The following is a 21074-nucleotide window of genomic DNA, read 5'->3' on the forward strand; positions in this document are numbered from 1 at the left end:
ATTTCTGCCTTTTGTCTCTATAATTCAGAAAAAATGTTTGTTAAAATAAAGTGTTCTATCATTTGGGGAGGGAGGAACTAAATGGCATATAAATGGTTCCTACTAGTAAGTGCATTTGTTTTTCTTGCGGCTTGCAGCAAAACGAACCCTGTCATTCAAGCAGAGCCAACGCAAGAAGACAAGGAAGAAGCAAGAGAAAGTGAAACAGAAGACACCCTAACAGTCGAAGAAATCTTATTGAAGTCACTTGGCGAACTGCAGCATGTAGAGAGTCTCTCATCAACGAAAGAATTAACTCAACATATCTCATTGCCAAATGAAGAGCCCTTTTCCACGACAACTAGTTTATACACAGAAGTGATCCAAGCCCCGTTATCAATGTATAGAAAGAGAGTGTCAGAAGTCCCTATTATGGGCGACTTCATTACAGATATTTATGTAGTGGAGGATGGCATTTATTTTAGAGACGGTTTGGAAGATACTTGGTTCACATACCCAGAAGATGTATCGTATGAAATTATCGCTATTGAAGAAGAACAGGTAAATCCCCAAGAACAACACTTAGAGATGTTAGCTAAGTACACAGAGCAGCTTGCCTATGAAGAAAACGAAACACATTTCATTCTAACATTTGAGGCAAACCCTGATGTTCTAACGGCTTTTGCTCTAGAATTAAATCACCTCATGTTGGATGAGCTAGCTGCAGAACTAGAAGAATTCATGACAATGGCCGACATTCACAAATTAGAGTATCAGTTGTTTATTGAGAAGAAGACATTTCTACAAACAGAATGGACCATGTCGCTCGTGCTAGACTTGTCTTTGGACGAAGATTCCATTAAAAGAGAAATCCGTGTGACCGAAACCCTCGATCAATTTAATGAAATTACAGAGATTGTTGTTCCACAAGAAGCGTTAGAAGAAGCCGAAGAGTTCAACCTATACTTGTCAGAGTTTGAAGATGTACATAACTTTGACATGAATGATTTCAAGCATGTCGAAGAGCCAATTGGCTTTTAAAACACAGGTGGTACCTTACATGGTATCACTCTTTTTTTACAACGGACACGAACTTATGTTCTTATTATACACCTACCTTCTTACTAAAGTAAAGATCAAATAGTTAAAAAAACGACTCAAAAATTGAGCCGCTCCCCTTCTCATCCGTGATAACTCTCAAACCGCTTAAACATAAACACCGCCAATAAAAAGAATAGAATCGACAATCCAACCGTACTCCCCACAACAATCCAAACCGAGCGAACCCATTCCCCTTCTAATAAAAGAATCGATGCCTGACCCCGGATATTCCCCGGACTCCATTCCATATACTTTGGAAACAGCGTCGTTAACAGACTAATTACTGCTAAAAAAAGCACACTAACTCCTGCTATACCCCCGTTACTTTTTAACAACGTTCCTGCCAAAATGGTAACAGCCACAATAAATACAACCCAAAGGCTATAAACGACCAAGCTGCTTAGCATAAGCGTCCACGACACGGAGGAAAAAAGCAAATTCGTATAATACCATGTCAACATGTAACTGGCGACGAGTGACACGAGCAAAATCGCTAGTTGCGCTGTAAATTTACTTCCTATATATTGAAACGCACGAACAGGCCGCACCATGACAAGCGTTAACGAACCATTTTGACGCTCTTGAGCAATAACCCCCATCATTGCTAGGACAAATAATAATGTGCCAATCGTTCCATATTGCGACAACACACCAATCAACACTTCTTCCCCCGTTGGTGTTGGAATATCAATAACTGCACCGTCCGGAAGATTGCCTGCTGCCTCCAAAATTTGCGGCATATAATAACTCGTTAATGGCTGCGATATGCCAATAATCATCAAAACAACCGGCAGCCAAATCCACTTGCCGTTTCTTGCGCTTTCTTTCATTTCTTTTTTCACTAACACTAGGAAATTATTCATCGTTCCATCACCTTCATATAGGCATCTTCTAACGAATCCTGAAGCATTTCATAATGAACAAGCGTTGTATTTTGTCGAATGATTTCCTGCAGCAGTTCATTTGTTTTTGACAAATCACTTAACGCAATCGTAGCCGTCGTTAAATCGTTGTACTTAACATCTTCAACATAATCAAGCTGTTCAAGGAACGTTCCAATTGGCTCTTGTGTTTGAAGCTTAATCGCCAGGCTATCAAATTCCACCTTCAATGCTTCGAGCGTCCCGTTCCACTTTAGTTCCCCGTCTTTTAACATTAAAATTTCTTCACAGACTTGCTCCGCATCATGCAGAATATGAGTCGAAAACAAAATGGTCATCTTGCTTTTCAGCTGATCAATAAGCTCTAGCACATCCCGTCTTCCTGTTGGATCAAGCGCGGAAACCGGTTCATCTAAAATAAGAAGCTCCGGTTCATGAAGCAACGCCTGCGCTAAGCCGAGCCTCTGCTTCATCCCTCCTGAAAACCCGCCAATCTTCTTGTTTTTCACATCCTGCAAACTAACAAACGCCAACGTCTCCTCGATGCGTGCATTAAGTTGTTTTTTTGGTACATCAGAAAGCTCTCCTGCAAACTGAAGAAACTCCCTTGGTGTCATCCAATTAAAAAAAGACGGATGCTGCGGCAAAAAACCAATGAGCGGCCGATAATCCTTTTTCTCATACCCTGCAAACTCAATCGAGCCTGATGTTGGCGTTAAAAGTCCTGCTAGCATTTGCAGCGTCGTCGTCTTTCCCGCCCCATTCGGCCCGAGCAGTGCAATACAACGGCCTTTCTCTATATCAAAGGAAATCGAATTCACAGCCTTATGCTCTTTGTACGTCTTACTCAAACCGTTAATCGAAACAATCATCAAAACACCCCCTAACTGTTTTTACGACCGATGACAAAGTAAAGAATCGCTCCAAGTAGATTTACGAATAAAATGATTAAAATCCACATCCATTTCGGACCATTCGTCTCCTCTTGTTTCACACAGCTAAAAAGCGCTGCAAAAGTTAAAATCGCCTGTAACAACATAAGTGGCGCAAGTAATGCCCAATTTATTTCATTTAGTACGTCCATTCTCATCTCTCCATTTCATTTCTTTTTGCTTTTCTTCTACGAGGCAAAATGACAAATAATAAATAAAACACAGTCGGCAGCGGAAACTGAATTAAGCCCCATATTCCCCAAAACCACGCAAAGCTGCCTTTTTTCTTCGCATCAATAAAAAGGAGTGTACTCTGTGTCAAAAGCAGGACAACGACGAGCGGGAGGACCACATACAACTCAAACGTCGTCATATACAACCGCCCCTTCCCGCTTCTTTCTTCTTATCAATACGAAAAAAATGATCGGTGCAACAACGACCGCCCCCGCTTGTATTACGATAAAAATGACAGGCGCTTGGAATAAGCTCGTCAAGGTAACACTTAAAATTAAAACAGCTGTCGCTAGAAAAATGATGAGCTCCTTAAAAAACACTTGCTTCTGCTTAACCCGATAAGCTGCGAGCTGCTCCTTAATTTCTGCAAACGAAGCGGATGAACGATCACCTAGTTCATCTAGCTGCTTCCAATCCTGCTGCAATTTGCGGATATGCTCCTGATCCTCACTTCGCTTCATCATCCCACTCCTTTCGTATTTGTTTAATCCCATTGTGAACCCGCGATTTTACCGTACCCTCGCGAATGCCAATCATCTTTCCAATCTCGCCATACGTAAACCCGTAATAATGATGCAAAAGAATCGGCACCCTTACATCCGCATCAAGCTGATTAAAATCAGCAAACACATCGCTCCACTCCATCCCCTTCGTATCCGCCTGCCAAGAAAGCTGCCGTGACAATGTCTGCTTCACTTGGTCAAGCCATTTCCTCTCACGTTTCTGCTTGCGGAGAAGATCCATGTACATTCTCGATGCAATCGAAATCATCCACGTCGAAAACTTCGCCTCCCCCTGGTACGAAGAAAGGCGTGTGTAACACTTAATCATCGTCTCCTGCGCCAGATCACTGCTCACTTCCTCATCAAGCGTCAACTTCAAAAGATATTTATATAAAAAAGAATAATAACGTTGAAAGAGATGGGCGAACGCATCATCATCGCCATCTAGCGCTTTTTCTATTAACGTAACGTCCTCCTCATTTTCCATAAAAGGCCCCTTTCTGCATGTTCAGTTATAAGACGATTGGCAGTCGTGAATCGTTCATTTGTTTTTTTATTTTTTCTCGGTTGTTATGTAGTAGTCATAAAGAGCGGGAGAATGTATGAAAAAGCCAGCTCTCCCCTTGAGCTGACTTATCAATATGATCATCTTTAGTTATCAAGCTTCGTTGCTATCTTTTCTACAACTTCCTTTGAAAGTCCAGTCATACGTATGACAAACTGAATGTCCATCCCTTCCTTAAGCAGCGTTAGAGCCACTTCCTCTTTTCCTTCTTTCTTTCCTTCTAATTTGCCTTCCAATTTCCCTTCTTCTAAAGCATCATCTCGAATAGACTCGATATCCCTTAATGCCTTCTCACGGGCTTCGTACTGCATTCGAATTTCTGGGTCCATGCTTGCAAGTCGTAACTTTTCCACACGTTGCTTCAACATCCGATCTTGTTTCGCCATTTCGTCCCACCTCGTATCATCCGTATTTAGTATCGTATTTCCGTCCTGTTTCTTTAATGTCTGATAGATTGGCGCGAAATATCTCCGATGGTTTCTTCTAACATTAGTTTTCACCAAGCTAGTTCACCATTGCCTACACCGTAGCTAAGACTCTTCAGAGATCACCTCAATCTTTATTGGTGGACAAACAAAAAGGAAGAGGATACTGAAAAAGGTCGACTTTCACCTTTTCAGCACCCTCTATGCAACGTCCAGAGCCATTGCTGCTTAATCGAGACTTTGAAAAAGTTTGGTTTTTACCTTTTTCAGTGACTTCCATCGAAAACGTCCTTTTTGTATAAAGTGATCATCTAGTTATCAAGCTTCGTTGCTATTTTTTCTACAACTTCCTTTGAAAGTCCAGTCATACGTATGACAAACTGAATGTCCATCCCTTCCTTAAGCAGCGTTAGAGCCACTTCCTCTTTTCCTTCTTTCTTTCCTTCTTTCTTTCCTTCTAATTTTCCTTCTTCTAAAGCATCGTCTCGAATAGACTCGATATCCTTTAATGCTTTCTCACGAGCTTCGTACTGCATTCGAATTTCTGGGTCCATGCTTGCAAGTCGTAATTTTTCCACACTTAGCTCCAACATCGGATCTTGTTTTGCCATTTCGTCCCACCTCGTATCGTCCGTATTTGTTAAAAAGCGTAGCCATTTTGCCATCCGATCATTCGGTGTTATCTTCCCATTTTGTTCTAAATATCTAAACTTAAGCATTTCAAAGAAGTGTAATCTTAATAAATCATCTGGATACGGTTCTAGTGTGCCATCTTCCTTAAGTCCAAAACTTCTTCGGTAATCTTCAGATTGAAAATAATTAAAATCGATGAGGTTAATTGCGACTACTTTTGTTAATGTTTTATATTTCCCCTTTTCCCCTAGCTGTCCCTCGTATAATCTTGACGCATAGAAAAGCGAACGTTTGTGTATGTTCCTCTGATTCGTTAACTGAATTTCTACGTTAATATAACCTAAACCTACCACTCTTGCTCTAACATCTAAGATTGCTTCCTTATCTTTAAGACTTTTCTTGTTTAGCGTGGGATTTAAGACTTCAACTTTTTACTAAACTTTGTCCTTCCGGTACATCTAGCACATCATTTAAAAAAGCTAACAGTAATTGATTCGATGTCTCATCTTCACTTCCAAAAAGCAGCTTAAACACAAAATCATTTTTGGGCTTCAACCACTGAAGAGGCGTCTGTTCTGACATCGCATCATCTCCCTAATTATAATCCTTACTATAATTATATCATGAATTTCATATTTTCAGAAAAACACTTGACAAGACATCTGTTTATTGAACAGTTGAATAAAAAGCAAACACTTTCCAAGAAATTAATAGCCGTTTATTCGCAAATCAAAAAAAAGCCAGCTCTCCTCATGAGCTGACTTCTCTCTTACACACTTCGCTTATCAAAGAACACTCCGTCTGAGGTTGGCCCATCATACGGATTCTCATATTTAAGTCCTGTTTCTTTTTTCTTTTTAATATCTGAAATATTGGCACGAATTTCAGCACGGATTTGCTCAAGGCGTTCAGTTAAACGTTTATTTAACTTCAATATTTCTTGCCCAAGTTTCTTCTCAGCCTCTGATAGCTTACTAAAATCAATTCTATTAATAAAGTGATCCCGTTGAGCCAGCCTCTCATCCACTTCAGCAATGAACTGATCGCGCTCATCATTGTCCTTTGGCAATGCCTGTTTAGCAAACTCATAAAGTGACTCTGTTTGGATATAAAGCTCTTTCACAACGGACATTAGGCTTTCCCACCAGCACCATGACGTTGTTGACGGTCAATTTGGATGACTTCTTTCCACGTATTACGGAATTCCGTCACCATTTCTTCTGCATTCTCAAGAGCTTGCGGGTCATTTTTAACATTCGCATCAATTAGTTGATTCAAAATAAAATCATACATACGCATCATATTTTGTCCAACTTCCGAATCAGTTTTTAATGTAACCATCAATTCACGAATAATATTTTGCGCTTTAGTAATCGATGTGTTCCGTTGTTCAATGTTGCTTGCTTCCATTGCTTGCTTTGCTTGTTTAATAAACTTTAAACAACCGTTATAAAGCATCAACGTAAGTTCTCCTGGTGATGCTGTATTCATTGCATTTTGCTTATAAGCATTTTGCATATTTGTAGCCATTATAGTCCCCTTTCTTTTTTGACCAAGTTGCTTCTATTCTGTATTCATTTAAACTGTTATTAAGTGAAGAGGCTTTTTCCCTCATCCATTTTATCGGTTAAACTTACTACAATTTAAATACTTTCAATGAATAATACAAAAATTCCCTTTTATTTAAATCCGTTCATCAACGATTAACCCTGCGTGCTTTAACATCGAAGCAACCATATCCAAAAATTGTTCTGGCGGCACTTCTTTGACAACTTCATCCGTATTTCTATTGACAACTTGAACATACAAACGATTTAAATCTTCGTGCACATTAAACTTAATAGCTGTCATACTTGACTCTAGCAATTCATTCATACTCTCAACCTGTTTATCTAACATTTCTTTCGAATGCGGGCCTTGTCGTTGTGCCTTTGCTTCCTCTACCCCTTTTTCAATCATTCTACTAGGAGTATCCGCTTTCTCAATTCTATGAATTTGAGCTGACTGAGTATTTTCTTTCAACACTTGCATCCCACTTGAAAGTCCTTTTACGTCCATTCCCGAAACCTCCACATTGATCTTTTATTTCTTATCAACTTACGTATACGAAAACCCCCTGCATAGTAAAATAGAGGTAGCAATACCCCTAGTTCTCCCTAACCTCCTCCAGGGGGAATTCAAAATAAATAATTAGAAATTAAAATCCTTGTCCAGCAAGATGCGCAAACAAGAAACCTGCTTGATCATTGGAACGTTGCACGGCTTTCTCCATTGCGGTAAATTGACGCCAATAGCGCTCTTCAATGGACTGTAACCTGCGCTCGAAATTAGAAATTTGCGTATCAATATTCCGAATATCTCTTCCCAATGCGAATTGATGATTTTGGCGAAGCTCATTTCCTGCACGACTTTCTACATTTCTAATCGTATCGGAAATGGTACTGCGTAAACGTCTAGCAATTCCTTTTTCAGAAAACGAATCTCCATCAGCCATGAATAATTGGTGAATAGCTACAGGATCTTGCTCAATTGCTAAACGTAACTTATCTTCATCTAATTCTAGTTTCCCATTATCCATATAGTTTCTAGAAGTCGTAATACCGATGTCAGAAAGCAGCCTAAACGCTTGGTTCTCTCCGATCGAAACAGAACTATACATATCCATCCTCATTTGAGTTAATCCGGATGACAACATGCGATCATTTCGAAGCAAACCACTTCTTGCTTTCTCTTCCCACAGTTCCACTTCTCGTTCTGACATCGCATTTTTCTGCTCTTCCGTCAGTGGTCGATAATCCCGAAAACGCTCTTCCCTTAATTTCCCGTTAATCGTTTCAATTAACTCATTATATTTATCTACAAATTCTTTAATTGAATCAAAGACATGTCCAGTATCTGTCGTAACACCAATTGTAACCGGAGAGTCTGTCACACCATTAACCGTATAAGTAACGTCATTAATTGTAAATGTATTCGATGTCCGCTTCGTCGCAAAGCCATTTATCGTAAATTCTGCGTTTTTTCCAACACTTACATCCGCACCATCATCTAAGGATGAGTTAGCAGTTACCCCTGCAAAGCCTAGTTGATTTGCAAAAAAGTCAGCAGTTCCCTCATTTGCAACATGTATATTCGCATTCTCACCCGTTTCCTTCATCGTCATAACGAACTTGTTCGATGCTTCGTCAATAAACGCAGTCACTCCTAAATTGGAAGAATTAATTTTCCGAACAACATCCGTCAGCTTATCTCCGGCCTTTATTTCAACCGTGACCTCACGTGCTGCTGGCGGGTTAGCAGGGTCTACATGCGGATCAGTCACATTTAAAGATAAACGAAAGTCACTCTCTGCTCTAAAGTCTTTATTTACGCTGTTACTATCTTTCGTACTCCAGTTTTTCGCCGTTGCTGTTTGCGTTACGTGGAGCTGTGTATTAATATTTTGAGCGTTAACCGTAGCTGTTGCTGTCACTTTGCTAGAATCAGAACTTGTCGTACTTTTAGATAAAAATGTCCGTTGTCGGCTAATACCATTAAAAATTAAATCATCAAACTGCTTTAAAAGACGATTCATTTCTCGGTAGCCGTCACGCTGCCACTCGATTGTCTGCCTCCTTGAAGTTAACTTATCAAGCGGCATTCTTTCGACCCGCATCATATCGGTAATCATTTGATTAATATCCATTCCTGTTGCCATGCCAGCCATTCTCATTGAAATCACCTTTCTTAGGTAACCTAGCATATATCTTAACGTTGCTTGACCTATTCAGTTTTAAAATTGTTTAAAAATTATCCCTACTACTTTATCGGCATCAATTGCTGATTTCTAAAGTATTTTAATTAATTTATTAAATTTCACAAAGAAAATAGCCAAAAAGAAAAGACCCCACAAAATTTGGAGTCTTACTCTTATACAATCATTACATCATTTGTCCGCCACCTAACGAAGCAAACAACTGTTCAGCTTGAGCATTGGAGCGTTGTACAGCCGCTTCCATCGCATTAAATTGCGACCAGTAGCGTTCTTCAATTTGCTGCAAACGACGTTCAAAGTTAGCAATTCGATCATTTTTCTGTTCAATTTGGCGACCGATTGAGTGATTCGCAACTGCTCCTGCCGAACCTGCTTGATCCGAAATCTGGCGGCTAGTTGCTTGTAAGGAATCACGCATTCGACGAGCAATCCCTTTCTCTTCAAAGGATTCACCATCTGCTGCAAACAATTGGTACACAGCTTCTGGATCCGCTTCAATGGCTGCACGCAATTGATCTTGATCGACTTCAAGTCGGCCACGGTCCATGTAATTACTAGAAGTCGTAATTCCTAATTCTGAAATATGGGTAAACGAACCTACAGTATCAACAGGTGAATAAATATCCATTCGCATCCTGTCTAGTCCACTGGAGATAATACGATCATTTCGTAGCATCCCACTTTGAGCACGCTCTTCCCACATCTCAATTTCTCGCTCAGACATCGCTTGTTTTTGTTCTTCTGTTAACGGCCGATAGTCACGATGTCTTTCTTCCGTTAATTTTCCATTCATTGAATCAAGAACCGCATTGTAGTCATCAACAAAACTCATAACCGTATCAAAAACATCATCAACCTTCGTACTAACGTTTAAGCTAACAGCTCCCGTTTCAAACGTATTATGTAAGGAAAACGTAACACCGTCGATCGTAAACGTATTCGACTGTCTCTCTGTTTCCAGTCCATTAATGGTAAAGACGGCATTCTCACCGCCCTCCTCAAACGTATGTAACTGACCTTCCTCATCTTCGTAGGCATTTTTTACGTTTAAATCCTCTGTTAAAAAATTCCCTTCAAAAACCATTTCACTACCAAAGTGTCCTGCTTCGGTTTCATTATCGTTAAAAGAACCCGTTTCGGTTCGAGTGATGGAAACGCGGTCAGACACAGGATCATACATCATACTAACGCCTATTCCTGATGAGTTTACCTCGCTGATAATTTCATTTAATGTCGCCGTACCATCAAAAGTGAATGACTGGCTTTCTTCTCCGTTCGAAGTAAACGTCTTTATTTCAAACGTAAGCTGCCCATCTTCCCCATCAATGTCACTAAAATACTCACTTTGCGAGCCAATGCTTGCATCCGGATCTATACTTGGATTACCGTCTCCTGTAATGCTCTCTGTACTGACATTATAAGCAGATGTCGCCAATTGGCTCACTTCAGATATCGTCCAAGTCCCCGTATTCGCAGAAGCACTGGCTGTAGCAGACACTAAGCTTTGATTGGAGCTTGTCACATCCTTAGCACTCATATTGGAATTCCTCATAACGCCATCAAACAATTGATCTCGTAATTTATTAAACTCAATATTCGCCTCGCGATACCCATCTCGCTTCCACTCTAATAGCTCACGGTTCTGTACCATTCGATCTAGCGGCTGTCTCTCCGCTCTCATCAAGTCGTCAACCATCTGCTGAATGTCCATTCCTGTAGCAAATCCTGATAATCTCATTTTGTCCACCTCTTTTAGTAACCAAATAAAAATAAAAAAGGACTCAATATAATCGGTCCTTTTTTGTTTTTATTCAGTCATATTATCAAACTCATCATCTTTTAGAGTTACATTCAAAATCCTAATAATTACAGCTTCAAGTCAATATTTCCACCTAAATGCGGCTGTGCAGCTTGTTGGATTGCCTGAACATCTCCTGAGCTCATTAGCTTCTGTAACGCTTCACCCTGTTGTTCAGCATTTCCCATTGCTTTTTTCATCACTGATAAAGAAGCTTGTTGCTGTACTTGTCCTTGGCTGAGTGCCATTGACATGAGTGCAATGTCCATGTATTCCCCTCCTTCAAAAAACTATGAAACAATATACGGCTTAAAAGCGCTAGTTAATTCCTCTCTCCACTTCTTTACTTGCGGAATAAGAGTAAACTGTAAAATCCCCTGTACTTTCCCATAATCTTTTTCTTCATAACTTTCTACAACTAGTTCCAATGTCTGTTTTAAATTAGTAGTTGCCAAGCCCAGCTGTTCACTTTCTAGCTTGCTATTAATCGGTTCAATCGACTTTTCAATTGTTGAGTACGCTAATAAAACATCTTCAAACATATAAATAGTCCGCTGAACCTTGCCTTCTCCTATTAACTTTTGGATATGCTCAAGTCCTTCAACAATTGTTCCTGACAACTCAACTGATTGTTTCATAACCTCTATCTGTTTTTCCATTTAACTCACCACTTCATTCATGTTGTAAAGGATACTCTAACACTATCGGTATGGGAGCCTACTTTTAAAATAATAGTACTTTAACATTTGGCTTGTACAAAAATATTAAATAAATGAAGAAGATTTGTACTAGATCATATCGATTACAGGTAGAGGATGATTCCTTTTATTCTTCTATATTACTATCGGTTTATTTCGACTAGTTATTTAGTTCTAGTTTCGAAAAAGTTCATCTTCTTTTAAACAAATTAGAATCAACAGTATTTCTAATCGAAATTCTATATATCTTGATAAGAATCTTAACAATTACCCATAAAACTATAACCGCACACGCCCAACCATGTATTATAAAACAAATTGGCCATGGCGATTTGCACAAGAAAAACAAAAATATAAAAAACATACTCTTCGTATGAAGTTATTGCTTCATCTTCTGAACGAACAAAACCATATAGTAGAGAGGAAATAGAGCTGCTTATAAAATTAAAAAATCAAAGTGTTATGGATAAAGAAATTGCTGCTTTACTAAACCGAACTTATTGGTCGGTGATTTATAAAATTAGGGAATTGCGTAATAAACATTTATTATAAAGAAAAGGTCTACTACTGAGGTCTACAAAATCAGGAGCGAATCTCTTGAGACTCTAAGGTATTTTAGAAACTCCATAATGAAATTAAATATAGAAGAGACCCTAGTATAGCTAGAGTCCCTCTGAAGTTGAATAAGAAAATTATCCAAGTAATTGTAAAATTGAACTTGGTTGTTGATTTGCTTGAGCTAACATTGATTGAGAAGCTTGAGAAATGATGTTTGCACGAGTCATTTCCATCATTTCACGAGCCATATCAACGTCACGGATACGAGATTCTGCAGATTGTATATTTTCCGATGCGTTGTCTATATTTGAAATAGTATGTTCAAGTCGATTTTGGATAGCTCCTAAGTTCGACCTCACAGATGATACCATTGATATTGCTTCATCTACAGTAAAAATAGCACTACTTGCGCTAAACTGGGACGCTATCGTACTATTGTCAATCGCTAAGCCTTCAGGGGCCATGTTGGGGATAAAAAGAGACATGGTTTGGCCGCTATTGGCGCCAATTTGAAAATTTAAATCATTGTTAATGGGACCATTATTGTTTCCAACAAAAAATTCCACAACTCCTTGATGCTGTGTCCCCCATCCTCCTGTTGTAACACCACTAACATCAAATGTTGCTCCATTAAATTCAAATGTTGTGCCTGGATGGTTAAATACTACAATTAACCCTTCTGGATACGTACTAACATTTAGGCTAACGACCTCTCCGTCCTCCATTGTAGCCGAAAGACTATACAGTCCTGGCTTCGTCACTTGTTGATCTGGATTTAGCTTAACCATTGCACCACTAACGCCAGTCGCTACCCATCCATCTGAAACTGTCGTGCCATGTCCACCAGGGCTTACATTGATACTAGACTGTGGTGTAGCATCCATTGAGCCATCCAATAATTTAATTTGGTTAAATTCCGTTTTATTGGCAATACTCGATATTTCTTCTTTTAGTTGCTTATATTCTTTTTCTAAATTATCACGATCTGAGTCTGTTAATGTTCCATTGGCAGCTTGGACAGAAAGTTCACGCATTCGATTCAGGACATCATGTACTTCATTTAAAGCTCCTTCAGCTGTTTGAATTAACGAAATACTGTCCTGTGCATTTTTAGCTGCCATATTTAATCCCCTAATTTGGCCACGCATTTTTTCAGAGATCGCCAAACCAGCTGCATCATCAGCAGCTTTCGTAATACGTAACCCACTAGATAAATTTTCAAAGGAACTTTCTTTGAATTTATTATTTTTTTCTAATCTATTTAATGTTTTCAAAGCAGGTATATTACTATTAATAATCAATTCAATCAACCCTCGTGTGTTTTTCCATGTGCAATTATAATGACGTCAACTACACCTTACAAAAAAGTTAACAAGTCATACCCATAAGGAACTTCATTGTTTATTTTATTACTAAAAAACAAAACTATGTAAACTGTTTACCTTTATTAAACTAGAAACCTTAGAATTACCCAAGTAATTGTAGAATAGCTTGTGGTTTCTGGTTCGCTTGTGCAAAAATTGATTGAGACGCTTGCGAGAGGATATCATTCCGAGTCATTTCCATTATTTCACGAGCCATGTCAACGTCACGAATACGAGATTCCGCTGACTGTAAATTCTCGTTATAATTAGCAGCCATCTGATAAGCATGCTCCAGTCTATTTTGATACGCTCCAAACCTTGCACGTTCAGAAGAAATTGTTTCGATTGCCTTATCTATTTTATCAATAGCTATTTGAGCACTAGTTTCAGTTAGAATGTTAAGGTCTTTAATTCCTATCGCTTCAACTGACGCATCCGTAGGTTCAAAGAACAAAATATTACTACTGTTAGCTCCTATTTGAAAAGTGAGATTAGGATCCTCATCAATTACTGATATAGAAGTAAAATCTATATCAAGTGGATAATTAGATGAGATTTTGAAAGTAGATGATTCGGTCCCCCCAGTGTTACGTATCTCTACTTTCCATTGACCACTAATAGGATTATGAAATTCCATTCTCTCGGTTTCCTCTCCCCACCCATTATACGTTGCAGAGTCAGAAGACGTATTAGTTGAATCTTCACTATATCCGGATGACGTCAAATATTGTGATGTATAACCAAATGTTTCACCATTAGGGCTAATAATATTTAGATCAGGCCACTCCGCTCCTGAAATAGTTCCAAACTCACCTACAACCCATAAACTTTCGGGATTGGGTGGATCAGGAACATTAATATAAGTTGCATGCACCGTTTCACCTGCCCCGACCTCTACCCACACTTCCGTTGTAATCGTTTGCTGTTCGATCTGTCCGGAATACAAAATTTTCTTTTCGTTAAACTCTGTATTTTTAGCAATATCATTAATAGTTTCTTTGATTTCATTTACCTCATTATTCAGTGCCAATCTATCAGAGTTGGTCAAATGGCCACTTGCTGCCTGAACAGAGAGTTCTCGTACCCTTTGTAAATTTTTTGTTATTTCATTTAATCCAGCTTCCCCGACTTGTATTAAGGAGACCGCATCTTGAATATTTCTTTGGGCTTGTCCTAGTCCCCTAACTTGCGCCCTCATTTTTTCAGAGATTGCTAATCCCGCTGCATCATCTGCAGCCTTCGAAATACGGAGTCCAGAGGATAACTTTTGAAAAGAGTTAGTTAAATTTTTATTATTTTTCCCTAATCGCTTAAGACTATTTAATGCAGACATATTATGATTAATAATCATTTTATTTATCCTCACATACCTTAGAAGTTTTCCATATTTATATATCGGCAATATTACCTAATACTTTAGGTAAAAAGTAAAAATTAATTATTTTTTTACTTATTATATGTATTTAAGGTTATAAAAAGAGACCCTAGCATAACTAGAGCCTCTCTTAAATTGAATAATAGAATTATCCAAGTAATTGTAATACTGATTGTGGAGCTTGGTTTGCTTGAGCAAGCATTGATTGAGAAGCTTGAGAAAGGATGTTTGCACGAGTCATTTCCATCATTTCACGAGCCATATCAACGTCACGGATACGAGATTCCGCAGCTTGTAGGTTCTCAGAAGAGTTATCTAAGTTAGAGATTGTGTGCTCTAAACGGTTTTGGAATGCACCAAGGTTAGAACGTTGAGCAGATACGGTCTCAATTGCATTGTTGATTGTAGTGATTGCCGCAGTAGCTTTTTCAGCATCTGTAATATCCAATGCTTCACCATTAGAAGAACGGACACCAAGAGCTTCAGCTCTCATGTCATTGATACCAACATGAATATTTTGACCACTATTAGCACCAATTTGGAGTGAAAGTGCATCAGAAACTGAATCATTACCTTCATCGTACGCAGTTAAACTAATAGTCACACTTTCACCAACAGCCATTTCTGAAAGGTTTGAAATTACTAAGTTAGCACCAGCTCCAGAACCAGTGATCTCTGTTGCATCTGCATTTAATGCAAATGTCTCCCCTGTGTTAGGATTGGAGACATTATACATAGCACTGTTATCTCCATCCGTACTTTCCGCTATTCTCGTGATTGTAAATGTACCCGTAACACTTACCGCGTCGTCACCAGCTTTTTGAGCATCAGTTAAAGCAGTTACACTAACATCCGCTGATGTATTTCTCTGTACTGTTACAGTAGCATCTTTTGGTGCTTCTAAACCACGTTTTGAGCCATCTAATAGCTTTTGAGTGTTAAACTCAGTCGTATTCGCAATACGGTCAATTTCATTCGTTAACTGGTCAATTTCTTTTTGAATCTCATTACGATCAGTTTCTGTGTTTGTATCATTCGCAGATTGCACTGCAAGCTCACGCATACGTTGAAGAATGTTGTGAGTTTCATTTAACGCACCTTCAGCTGTTTGAATTAAAGAGATACCATCTTGAGCGTTACGAGATGCTTGATCTAAACCACGAATTTGCCCACGCATTTTTTCAGAGATTGCTAAACCGGCAGCATCGTCACCAGCACGGTTAATACGAAGACCTGAAGATAGCTTCTCCATTGCATTTTGAGTAGCACCTTGGTTGATTCCCATCTGACGGAATGTGTTTAAAGCTGAAATATTGTTATTAATAATCATGATAAATTTCCTCCTTGAATGTGTTCCTTCCACGTCCTTGTGTCAGGATATTGATATTTAGTCTCAGTCTCCAGAACAATATGTCGGCCGCCATATGCACTTTCAACCTTACACTACTATTATCGGTCCCTCATTCTACATGTTTAGTACTTTTATAATCTTTTTTTATTTTTTTTTGAGATTTTTTCTGTCGACCCTGTAGAAATATGTTGAAACTAGTTGAATTAGCGTATTTTTCAGGATATGATAATAAGGCAAAAGTTCTATATACAAAGATGAAAAAGGCAAACTACCCGAAAGTGTAGGACGCAAAGCCTAGGGACTAAGGTATTCTACTATGTTCGCCTGGTTACCAAATAATAGTGTTCAAGCGATGAATCTATTTGGCTATTCCTATTTTAGGAGTAGCCATTTTTTATGTTCGTTTCCATTTTAAAGGAGGAATGTCAAAATGATTTCTTTATTGGACTTGGAGAACCAATACAATCTTAACTTAACACAAGGGGTCGTTACCTCGATGAAACATGTTGTTCCTCTTCACGTTACAAATTCCTTTCCGCAAGTAACAGAGCAATCGATTCTAGTTGATTATGGTGTTTTCATTGAACTGACAGGTGATATAAAAGGGAAACTAGTACTTTGCGGAGAGATATTTGTTTTCTCAGCGATCGGCCAGTCTATGTTTGGGATACCGATTGAAGGAGAAATGCTTGATTCTTTCATAGGAGAGCTAGGTAACATGATTGCTGGCAGTTTTTCAACGATTATTGCTGAATACGGTATCAACACGGATATTACTGCACCGCTTGTCATGAAAAAAAGTACGGTATTAACGAAGTTTGAAAAAGGGATGCAAGTTCCGATCACTTTTGAAGGTGCTGGAGAAATAAATGTTTACTTATTAATAGATTGATCACAGACCTAAACGAGAATTAAGTCATCATTTGGAGGTATACGATGAAGTTACGAAAAGAAAAGAAAGCACATACTCATACAAAGTTTATGAATCTTACTATTAGAAAAAAGCTAATTAGTAGTTTCCTATTAGTTGCTATTCTATTTGGAGTTGCGAGTTTTATCTCCTTTCACAACCTTAAACAAACGAACGATTCATACTCTTATTTAGTTGGAAATGTGTCTGAGGTTCGTTCAATTAGTCAAAATATCGATACATTAATTAGCAACCAGGCTAGTGATTTAAATGCTTATTTATTGTTTCAAGATGAGGCGTTTATAGGAGATCTGAACACCAACAACCGTGAAATTATTCGTTTAATTGATCAAGCGAAGGAACTATCTGACTCAGAACAAACGTTATCATACCTAGACCAGCTTACGACACTTAATAACATTTACTTAAGTGAGGCTGAGCGAGCGATTAATATTTCAAGGTCTATGCTTGATCATGGTATTAGAGTTGCAAGTGAGAATGTCGTCCCAATTAGTCGGGAAATGCGTGAAGTATCTGAAGCACTTACTTCCTATGAAGGAGAGATGTTGGCAACTACACAAGCTGCGACAAACCAATCCGCACAAAATGCCACAATTCTCGTTGTTATCGTTAGCGGCCTTGCGTTCATACTTGCCATCACAAGTGGCATTTTTGTTTCCAATCTAATCGCAAAACCAATTATTCAACTGAGCGCACTAGCAAAACAAGTGGCTTCTGGAGATTTATCTATAAAACGATTAAACATAAAAAGCAAAGACGAAATTCATGAACTAAACGAGTCCTTTAACCAAATGACCGACAATTTAAGAGAGATGATCTCAAGCATCCAGACGAACTCTGAACAAGTAGCAGCATCATCTGAGCAGCTCAATGCAAGTGCCAACGAATCAGCAAAAGCAACCGATCAAATTACAGAATCGATTCAATCTGTTGCCTCTGGTGCTGAGCAGCAAGCCGAGAGTACAGCGAGTGCCAATGATACGGCAAATGAAATATCTGCCGGGGTTGAACAAATTGCTCGAAATATCTTTTCTGTTTCAGAAGCAACAAGCACAGCTCAACAGAAATCAAATAACGGGTTAGAAATTGTTGAAAAAACGGTAACTCAAATGAATGCCATTCACAATCAAACGAACGCAACAACGACTGTTATTTCTAATTTAGAAGAAAAATCGAGCGAAATCGGCAGTATTATTTCTCTCATTACAACTGTCTCAGATCAAACGAATTTGCTTGCGTTAAACGCGGCAATTGAAGCAGCAAGAGCAGGAGAACATGGAAGAGGATTTGCTGTTGTAGCGGATGAAGTCCGTAAATTAGCCGAACAGTCTCACAAATCAGCTGGGCAAATTAGTACGTTAATTCAAGACATACAAAATGACATTCAACGATCTGTTTCTTCGATGGCTGAAGGCAGTAACACGGTCCAGCAAGGACTTGTCTATGCGACAGAAGCTGGGAAAGAGTTTAAGGAAATTTCAGTCTCAATTAATGAAATTTCTGCTCAAGTAGATGAGGTATCCGTTGCTGTTCAGCAAATTGCAATGGGTACGATGAATATGCTTGAGTCAATTAAAGAAGCTTCTGCAATCGCAGATAATGCATCCTCCTACTCGCAAAATGTCGCTGCTGCTGCAGAAGAGCAAACGGCAACGATGCAAGAGATTTCTGCGTCTGCTGAAATGTTATCGAGAATGGCTGAGGAACTTCAGGAGACGGTACGGAAGTTTACTTTATAAGATAGTATTTGGAAGCAGAGGTGTTATAAAAGCCCCTCTGTTTTCTTTTTTGAATTGATAACTTTCTACCTAACTTCTATTCAAACACTACTTGCTTACGTCGATATATATAATAGAAACTTTTTTATCCTAGTACTTCATAATCTCACACCAACATGAAGCTACTACTATAACTTTTTTAGAATGGGTGAAGTCATGGACAAAACATCAATTATAGGAATTATTTTAGGAGTATTAGCCGTTTTATTTGGTTTATATTTCAAAGGGACAAGCTTTGGGGTGCTGCTGAATCCGGCTGCCATTATTATTATTTTCGCCGGAACAGCTGCGACGATTTTGATTGGGTTTCCTGGAAAAGAAATTAAGAGAATCCCGCGGTTGTTTGGGGTGTTGTTTAAGAATCGCAATGAGCAGGATGTTAATGAGTTAATTCAATTATTCTCTAATCTTAGCTTAAAAGCCCGTCAGGAAGGTATCTTGGCGTTAGAACAAGAGATCGAATCGATTAATGATCCGTTTTTAAAACAAGGGATGAAAATGGTCGTTGATGGCCAGGAGCCAGATTTTATTCGGGATACGATGGACGAAGAATTGAACGCCATTGAAGATCGACATGCCGCAGGAGCTCAAATTTTCACTCAAGCTGGGACATACGCACCGACTCTTGGTGTATTAGGTGCCGTGTTAGGATTAATCGCTGCTCTTGGAGACTTAAATGATATTGACGCACTTGGTTATGCGATTGCTGCTGCGTTCGTCGCTACGCTGTATGGGATTTTCACAGGGTATGTGCTTTGGCATCCTTTTGCCAATAAACTAAAGAGAAAGTCAAAGCAGGAGATCATGGTGAAAAGCTTGATCATTGAAGGAATTTTATCGATCCAAGCTGGTGTTGCGCCTCGCGCAATTAAAGATAAATTAATTGTCTATGTTCCGCAATCTGAGCGCAGTCAACTAGAGGCGGAAACAAATCAAGGAGAGACTGTCAATGGCTAGGAGAAAAAACCGCCATGAAGAGCATGTCGATGAGTCGTGGTTAATTCCTTATGCTGATATGCTGACGTTATTATTAGCGCTTTTTATCGTATTATTTGCTGTTAGTTCAGTTGACGCTGAGAGGTACCAGCAGATGATGGTCGTCTTCAATGAGAATTTCCAAGGCGGGAGCGGGGTGCTGGAGCAGCCCGTCCCAGTCCATGATAACCCTGATAGAAATCAAGATGAAGCAGAAGAATCAGATTTAAGGCAGCAAGAACATCAGGATTTGCTCAACTTACAAAGAGAGTTTGATCAATATATTCTTGAACAAAATCTTGAATCTGAGCTAGAAACGAAATTGTCTGAAGATGGTTTGCTTTTAACGATATTGGATAATGCCTTGTTTCACTCAGGCAGTGCAACGGTTCGAGCGGATGCGGTCGATTTAGCTGATAAGGTCTCTGAATTGCTCATTACGGATCCTCCACGAAATATCGTCGTGGCAGGGCATACGGATAATATTCCGATTAACAATGCTGACTTTCGTTCTAACTGGGATTTAAGTGCACATCGCGCGTTGAATTTCATGAAAATACTAATTGAAAATGAGGACTTAAACCCACAGAACTTAAGTGCAACTGGGTATGGTGAGTACCACCCTGTTGCAACAAATGACACTGCAGAAGGCCGGAGCCAGAACCGCCGTGTTGAAGTTCTCATCTTGCCAAACTATAAACTAGAATAAGAAAAGCCGCATGCGCGGCTTTTCTTATATGCAATGCGTGGAGCCGTCGCCTGGTTTTAAGCCTTTTCTGAGTAGCCTTCTCAGAAAAGGCGCGCGACGTGCCGAGCCATTGCTCTTCTCTCGAAATGCTTTCAAGATTTTTCGGCAAAGCCATTACTTTCTTTATTAAAACAAAAAGGGAAGGATTCGACCGAATCCTTCCCTCTTTTTTACACAAACACTCCGTCTCCAACAATCTCAGGAATTTGCAACAAGTCAAACACATCCATTACCTCTTCCCTAACGTCAGTAATCGTCACTTTAATCCCCTTTTCATCAAGAGACTGAACCGCATTTAATAACAATCCAATTCCTGATGAATCGATAAATGGCACTTCTTTAAAATTGATGCTGACGGCTTTAAATTGCTCCATAATTGGAATGAGTTCTAATTCGACTACTTCTGTACTTTCTATATCTAAGTCGCCTTCTAATTTTAACTCAAGGTTCTCATTTGTTTCACTTTTTGTAAAACGGATCATCGTTCTACC

The 21074-nt window shown here is 39.1% G+C and carries 24 protein-coding genes, 1 pseudogene and 1 riboswitch; of the genes and pseudogenes, 5 read left to right on the forward strand and 20 right to left on the reverse strand.

The features are described from left to right. Nucleotides 1-81: 81 nt before the first annotated feature. On the forward strand, nt 82-1020 hold the full coding sequence (locus MF646_RS06075) for a DUF6612 family protein (protein WP_250095607.1): 939 nt from the start codon (nt 82-84) through the stop codon (nt 1018-1020). A gap of 140 nt (nt 1021-1160) precedes the next feature. Here the strand turns inward: MF646_RS06075 and MF646_RS06080 are convergent, their stop codons facing one another. The 19 genes and pseudogenes from MF646_RS06080 to MF646_RS06175 all read right to left on the reverse strand — a co-directional run bounded on the left by MF646_RS06080 (nt 1161) and on the right by MF646_RS06175 (nt 16130). Continuing rightward, nucleotides 1161-1943, reverse strand: coding sequence for an ABC transporter permease (locus MF646_RS06080; protein WP_250095608.1), 783 nt, complete (start codon nt 1941-1943; stop codon nt 1161-1163). Continuing rightward, on the reverse strand, nt 1940-2830 hold the full coding sequence (locus tag MF646_RS06085; protein ID WP_250095781.1) for an ABC transporter ATP-binding protein: 891 nt from the start codon (nt 2828-2830) through the stop codon (nt 1940-1942). The genes MF646_RS06080 and MF646_RS06085 overlap by 4 nt, the downstream gene beginning before the upstream one ends. A 14-nt stretch (nt 2831-2844) precedes the next feature. Continuing rightward, on the reverse strand, nt 2845-3045 hold the full coding sequence (locus MF646_RS06090; RefSeq protein ID WP_250095609.1) for a PLD nuclease N-terminal domain-containing protein: 201 nt from the start codon (nt 3043-3045) through the stop codon (nt 2845-2847). 2 nt (nt 3046-3047) lie between these two features. Beyond that, nucleotides 3048-3266 carry a transcriptional regulator gene (locus MF646_RS06095; protein ID WP_250095610.1) on the reverse strand — a complete coding sequence of 73 codons (219 nt, stop codon included), beginning with the start codon at nt 3264-3266 and terminating at the stop codon, nt 3048-3050. Further along, entirely contained in the window at nt 3253-3588 is a 336-nt protein-coding gene (locus tag MF646_RS06100; protein ID WP_250095611.1) for a YxlC family protein, read from the reverse strand. The genes MF646_RS06095 and MF646_RS06100 overlap by 14 nt, the downstream gene beginning before the upstream one ends. Beyond that, entirely contained in the window at nt 3575-4117 is a 543-nt protein-coding gene (gene sigY / locus MF646_RS06105) for an RNA polymerase sigma factor SigY (RefSeq protein ID WP_250095612.1), read from the reverse strand. Before sigY ends, MF646_RS06100 begins: the two co-directional genes overlap by 14 nt. A gap of 164 nt (nt 4118-4281) precedes the next feature. Continuing rightward, nucleotides 4282-4581 carry a hypothetical protein gene (locus MF646_RS06110; protein ID WP_250095613.1) on the reverse strand — a complete coding sequence of 100 codons (300 nt, stop codon included), beginning with the start codon at nt 4579-4581 and terminating at the stop codon, nt 4282-4284. A 350-nt stretch (nt 4582-4931) separates the two neighbouring features. Then, nucleotides 4932-5666, reverse strand: a pseudogene (locus tag MF646_RS06115) (Rpn family recombination-promoting nuclease/putative transposase); the annotation flags it as partial. A 10-nt stretch (nt 5667-5676) separates the two neighbouring features. Continuing rightward, a complete protein-coding gene (locus MF646_RS23180; RefSeq protein WP_275980222.1) occupies nt 5677-5835 on the reverse strand; it encodes a PD-(D/E)XK nuclease family transposase in 159 nt (52 codons plus the stop codon). 187 nt (nt 5836-6022) lie between these two features. Continuing rightward, complete coding sequence (gene fliT / locus MF646_RS06120; protein WP_250095614.1) at nt 6023-6385, reverse strand: flagellar protein FliT; 363 nt, start codon at nt 6383-6385, stop codon at nt 6023-6025. Continuing rightward, complete coding sequence (fliS, locus tag MF646_RS06125) at nt 6385-6786, reverse strand: flagellar export chaperone FliS (protein WP_420842486.1); 402 nt, start codon at nt 6784-6786, stop codon at nt 6385-6387. Before fliS ends, fliT begins: the two co-directional genes overlap by 1 nt. Nucleotides 6787-6936: 150 nt before the next feature. Continuing rightward, the gene (locus MF646_RS06130; protein WP_250095616.1) at nt 6937-7311 is read right to left on the reverse strand and encodes a flagellar protein FlaG; all 375 of its coding nucleotides are present in this window, start codon (nt 7309-7311) and stop codon (nt 6937-6939) included. Nucleotides 7312-7450: 139 nt separating this feature from the next. Further along, on the reverse strand, nt 7451-8965 hold the full coding sequence (locus MF646_RS06135; protein ID WP_250095617.1) for a flagellar hook-associated protein 2: 1515 nt from the start codon (nt 8963-8965) through the stop codon (nt 7451-7453). A gap of 208 nt (nt 8966-9173) precedes the next feature. After that, a complete protein-coding gene (locus MF646_RS06140) occupies nt 9174-10745 on the reverse strand; it encodes a flagellar hook-associated protein 2 (protein WP_250095618.1) in 1572 nt (523 codons plus the stop codon). A 128-nt stretch (nt 10746-10873) separates the two neighbouring features. Further along, nucleotides 10874-11074 carry a YjfB family protein gene (locus MF646_RS06145; protein ID WP_250095619.1) on the reverse strand — a complete coding sequence of 67 codons (201 nt, stop codon included), beginning with the start codon at nt 11072-11074 and terminating at the stop codon, nt 10874-10876. Between the two features lie 21 nt (nt 11075-11095). Continuing rightward, the gene (locus tag MF646_RS06150; RefSeq protein ID WP_250095620.1) at nt 11096-11464 is read right to left on the reverse strand and encodes a DUF8042 domain-containing protein; all 369 of its coding nucleotides are present in this window, start codon (nt 11462-11464) and stop codon (nt 11096-11098) included. Nucleotides 11465-12195: 731 nt separating this feature from the next. Next, nucleotides 12196-13362 carry a flagellin gene (locus MF646_RS23185; protein WP_275980223.1) on the reverse strand — a complete coding sequence of 389 codons (1167 nt, stop codon included), beginning with the start codon at nt 13360-13362 and terminating at the stop codon, nt 12196-12198. Nucleotides 13363-13528: 166 nt separating this feature from the next. Then, nucleotides 13529-14776, reverse strand: a complete 1248-nt coding sequence (locus tag MF646_RS23190; protein WP_275980224.1) for a flagellin N-terminal helical domain-containing protein — start codon at nt 14774-14776, stop codon at nt 13529-13531. A gap of 172 nt (nt 14777-14948) precedes the next feature. Further along, complete coding sequence (locus MF646_RS06175) at nt 14949-16130, reverse strand: flagellin N-terminal helical domain-containing protein (protein WP_250095621.1); 1182 nt, start codon at nt 16128-16130, stop codon at nt 14949-14951. A 273-nt stretch (nt 16131-16403) separates the two neighbouring features. Further along, nucleotides 16404-16487, forward strand: a riboswitch (cyclic di-GMP riboswitch). Nucleotides 16488-16581: 94 nt separating this feature from the next. On the opposite strand from MF646_RS06175, the gene MF646_RS06180 reads away from it, so the two are divergent. The 4 genes from MF646_RS06180 (at nt 16582) to motB (ending at nt 20544) form a co-directional block, all read left to right on the forward strand. Then, complete coding sequence (locus MF646_RS06180; RefSeq protein WP_250095622.1) at nt 16582-17043, forward strand: chemotaxis protein CheX; 462 nt, start codon at nt 16582-16584, stop codon at nt 17041-17043. A 44-nt stretch (nt 17044-17087) separates the two neighbouring features. Next, nucleotides 17088-18821, forward strand: a complete 1734-nt coding sequence (locus tag MF646_RS06185; protein ID WP_250095623.1) for a methyl-accepting chemotaxis protein — start codon at nt 17088-17090, stop codon at nt 18819-18821. A 195-nt stretch (nt 18822-19016) separates the two neighbouring features. Continuing rightward, nucleotides 19017-19817 (forward strand): flagellar motor stator protein MotA, encoded by an 801-nt coding sequence (gene motA, locus MF646_RS06190; protein WP_250095624.1) that lies wholly within the window; start codon nt 19017-19019, stop codon nt 19815-19817. Continuing rightward, nucleotides 19810-20544, forward strand: a complete 735-nt coding sequence (motB, locus tag MF646_RS06195; RefSeq protein ID WP_250095625.1) for a flagellar motor protein MotB — start codon at nt 19810-19812, stop codon at nt 20542-20544. The genes motA and motB overlap by 8 nt, the downstream gene beginning before the upstream one ends. A 209-nt stretch (nt 20545-20753) precedes the next feature. Here motB and MF646_RS06200 read toward each other — a convergent pair whose 3' ends face one another. After that, nucleotides 20754-21065 carry an STAS domain-containing protein gene (locus MF646_RS06200; RefSeq protein WP_250095626.1) on the reverse strand — a complete coding sequence of 104 codons (312 nt, stop codon included), beginning with the start codon at nt 21063-21065 and terminating at the stop codon, nt 20754-20756. Nucleotides 21066-21074: the final 9 nt, after the last annotated feature.

Source organism: Halalkalibacter alkaliphilus (genome assembly GCF_023555415.1).
Classification (GTDB): Bacteria; Bacillota; Bacilli; order Bacillales; family Bacillaceae_D; genus Halalkalibacter; species Halalkalibacter alkaliphilus.

What these genes read in the sequence shown, in the direction of transcription:
- MF646_RS06130 (WP_250095616.1), bottom strand. Translation starts at nt 7,311, where the DNA reads ATGGACGTAAAAGGACTTTCAAGTGGGATGCAAGTGTTGAAAGAAAAT.
- MF646_RS06090 (WP_250095609.1), bottom strand. Translation starts at nt 3,045, where the DNA reads ATGGACGTACTAAATGAAATAAATTGGGCATTACTTGCGCCACTTATG.
- MF646_RS06185 (WP_250095623.1), top strand. Translation starts at nt 17,088, where the DNA reads ATGAAGTTACGAAAAGAAAAGAAAGCACATACTCATACAAAGTTTATG.
- MF646_RS06175 (WP_250095621.1), bottom strand. Translation starts at nt 16,130, where the DNA reads ATGATTATTAATAACAATATTTCAGCTTTAAACACATTCCGTCAGATG.
- MF646_RS06200 (WP_250095626.1), bottom strand. Translation starts at nt 21,065, where the DNA reads ATGATCCGTTTTACAAAAAGTGAAACAAATGAGAACCTTGAGTTAAAA.
- MF646_RS06100 (WP_250095611.1), bottom strand. Translation starts at nt 3,588, where the DNA reads ATGAAGCGAAGTGAGGATCAGGAGCATATCCGCAAATTGCAGCAGGAT.
- fliT (WP_250095614.1), bottom strand. Translation starts at nt 6,385, where the DNA reads ATGTCCGTTGTGAAAGAGCTTTATATCCAAACAGAGTCACTTTATGAG.
- MF646_RS06145 (WP_250095619.1), bottom strand. Translation starts at nt 11,074, where the DNA reads ATGGACATTGCACTCATGTCAATGGCACTCAGCCAAGGACAAGTACAG.
- MF646_RS06110 (WP_250095613.1), bottom strand. Translation starts at nt 4,581, where the DNA reads ATGGCGAAACAAGATCGGATGTTGAAGCAACGTGTGGAAAAGTTACGA.
- sigY (WP_250095612.1), bottom strand. Translation starts at nt 4,117, where the DNA reads ATGGAAAATGAGGAGGACGTTACGTTAATAGAAAAAGCGCTAGATGGC.
- MF646_RS06095 (WP_250095610.1), bottom strand. Translation starts at nt 3,266, where the DNA reads ATGACGACGTTTGAGTTGTATGTGGTCCTCCCGCTCGTCGTTGTCCTG.
- motA (WP_250095624.1), top strand. Translation starts at nt 19,017, where the DNA reads ATGGACAAAACATCAATTATAGGAATTATTTTAGGAGTATTAGCCGTT.
- MF646_RS23190 (WP_275980224.1), bottom strand. Translation starts at nt 14,776, where the DNA reads ATGATTATTAATCATAATATGTCTGCATTAAATAGTCTTAAGCGATTA.
- MF646_RS06180 (WP_250095622.1), top strand. Translation starts at nt 16,582, where the DNA reads ATGATTTCTTTATTGGACTTGGAGAACCAATACAATCTTAACTTAACA.
- MF646_RS06080 (WP_250095608.1), bottom strand. Translation starts at nt 1,943, where the DNA reads ATGAATAATTTCCTAGTGTTAGTGAAAAAAGAAATGAAAGAAAGCGCA.
- MF646_RS06150 (WP_250095620.1), bottom strand. Translation starts at nt 11,464, where the DNA reads ATGGAAAAACAGATAGAGGTTATGAAACAATCAGTTGAGTTGTCAGGA.
- MF646_RS06075 (WP_250095607.1), top strand. Translation starts at nt 82, where the DNA reads ATGGCATATAAATGGTTCCTACTAGTAAGTGCATTTGTTTTTCTTGCG.
- motB (WP_250095625.1), top strand. Translation starts at nt 19,810, where the DNA reads ATGGCTAGGAGAAAAAACCGCCATGAAGAGCATGTCGATGAGTCGTGG.
- MF646_RS23180 (WP_275980222.1), bottom strand. Translation starts at nt 5,835, where the DNA reads ATGTCAGAACAGACGCCTCTTCAGTGGTTGAAGCCCAAAAATGATTTT.
- MF646_RS06135 (WP_250095617.1), bottom strand. Translation starts at nt 8,965, where the DNA reads ATGAGAATGGCTGGCATGGCAACAGGAATGGATATTAATCAAATGATT.
- MF646_RS06140 (WP_250095618.1), bottom strand. Translation starts at nt 10,745, where the DNA reads ATGAGATTATCAGGATTTGCTACAGGAATGGACATTCAGCAGATGGTT.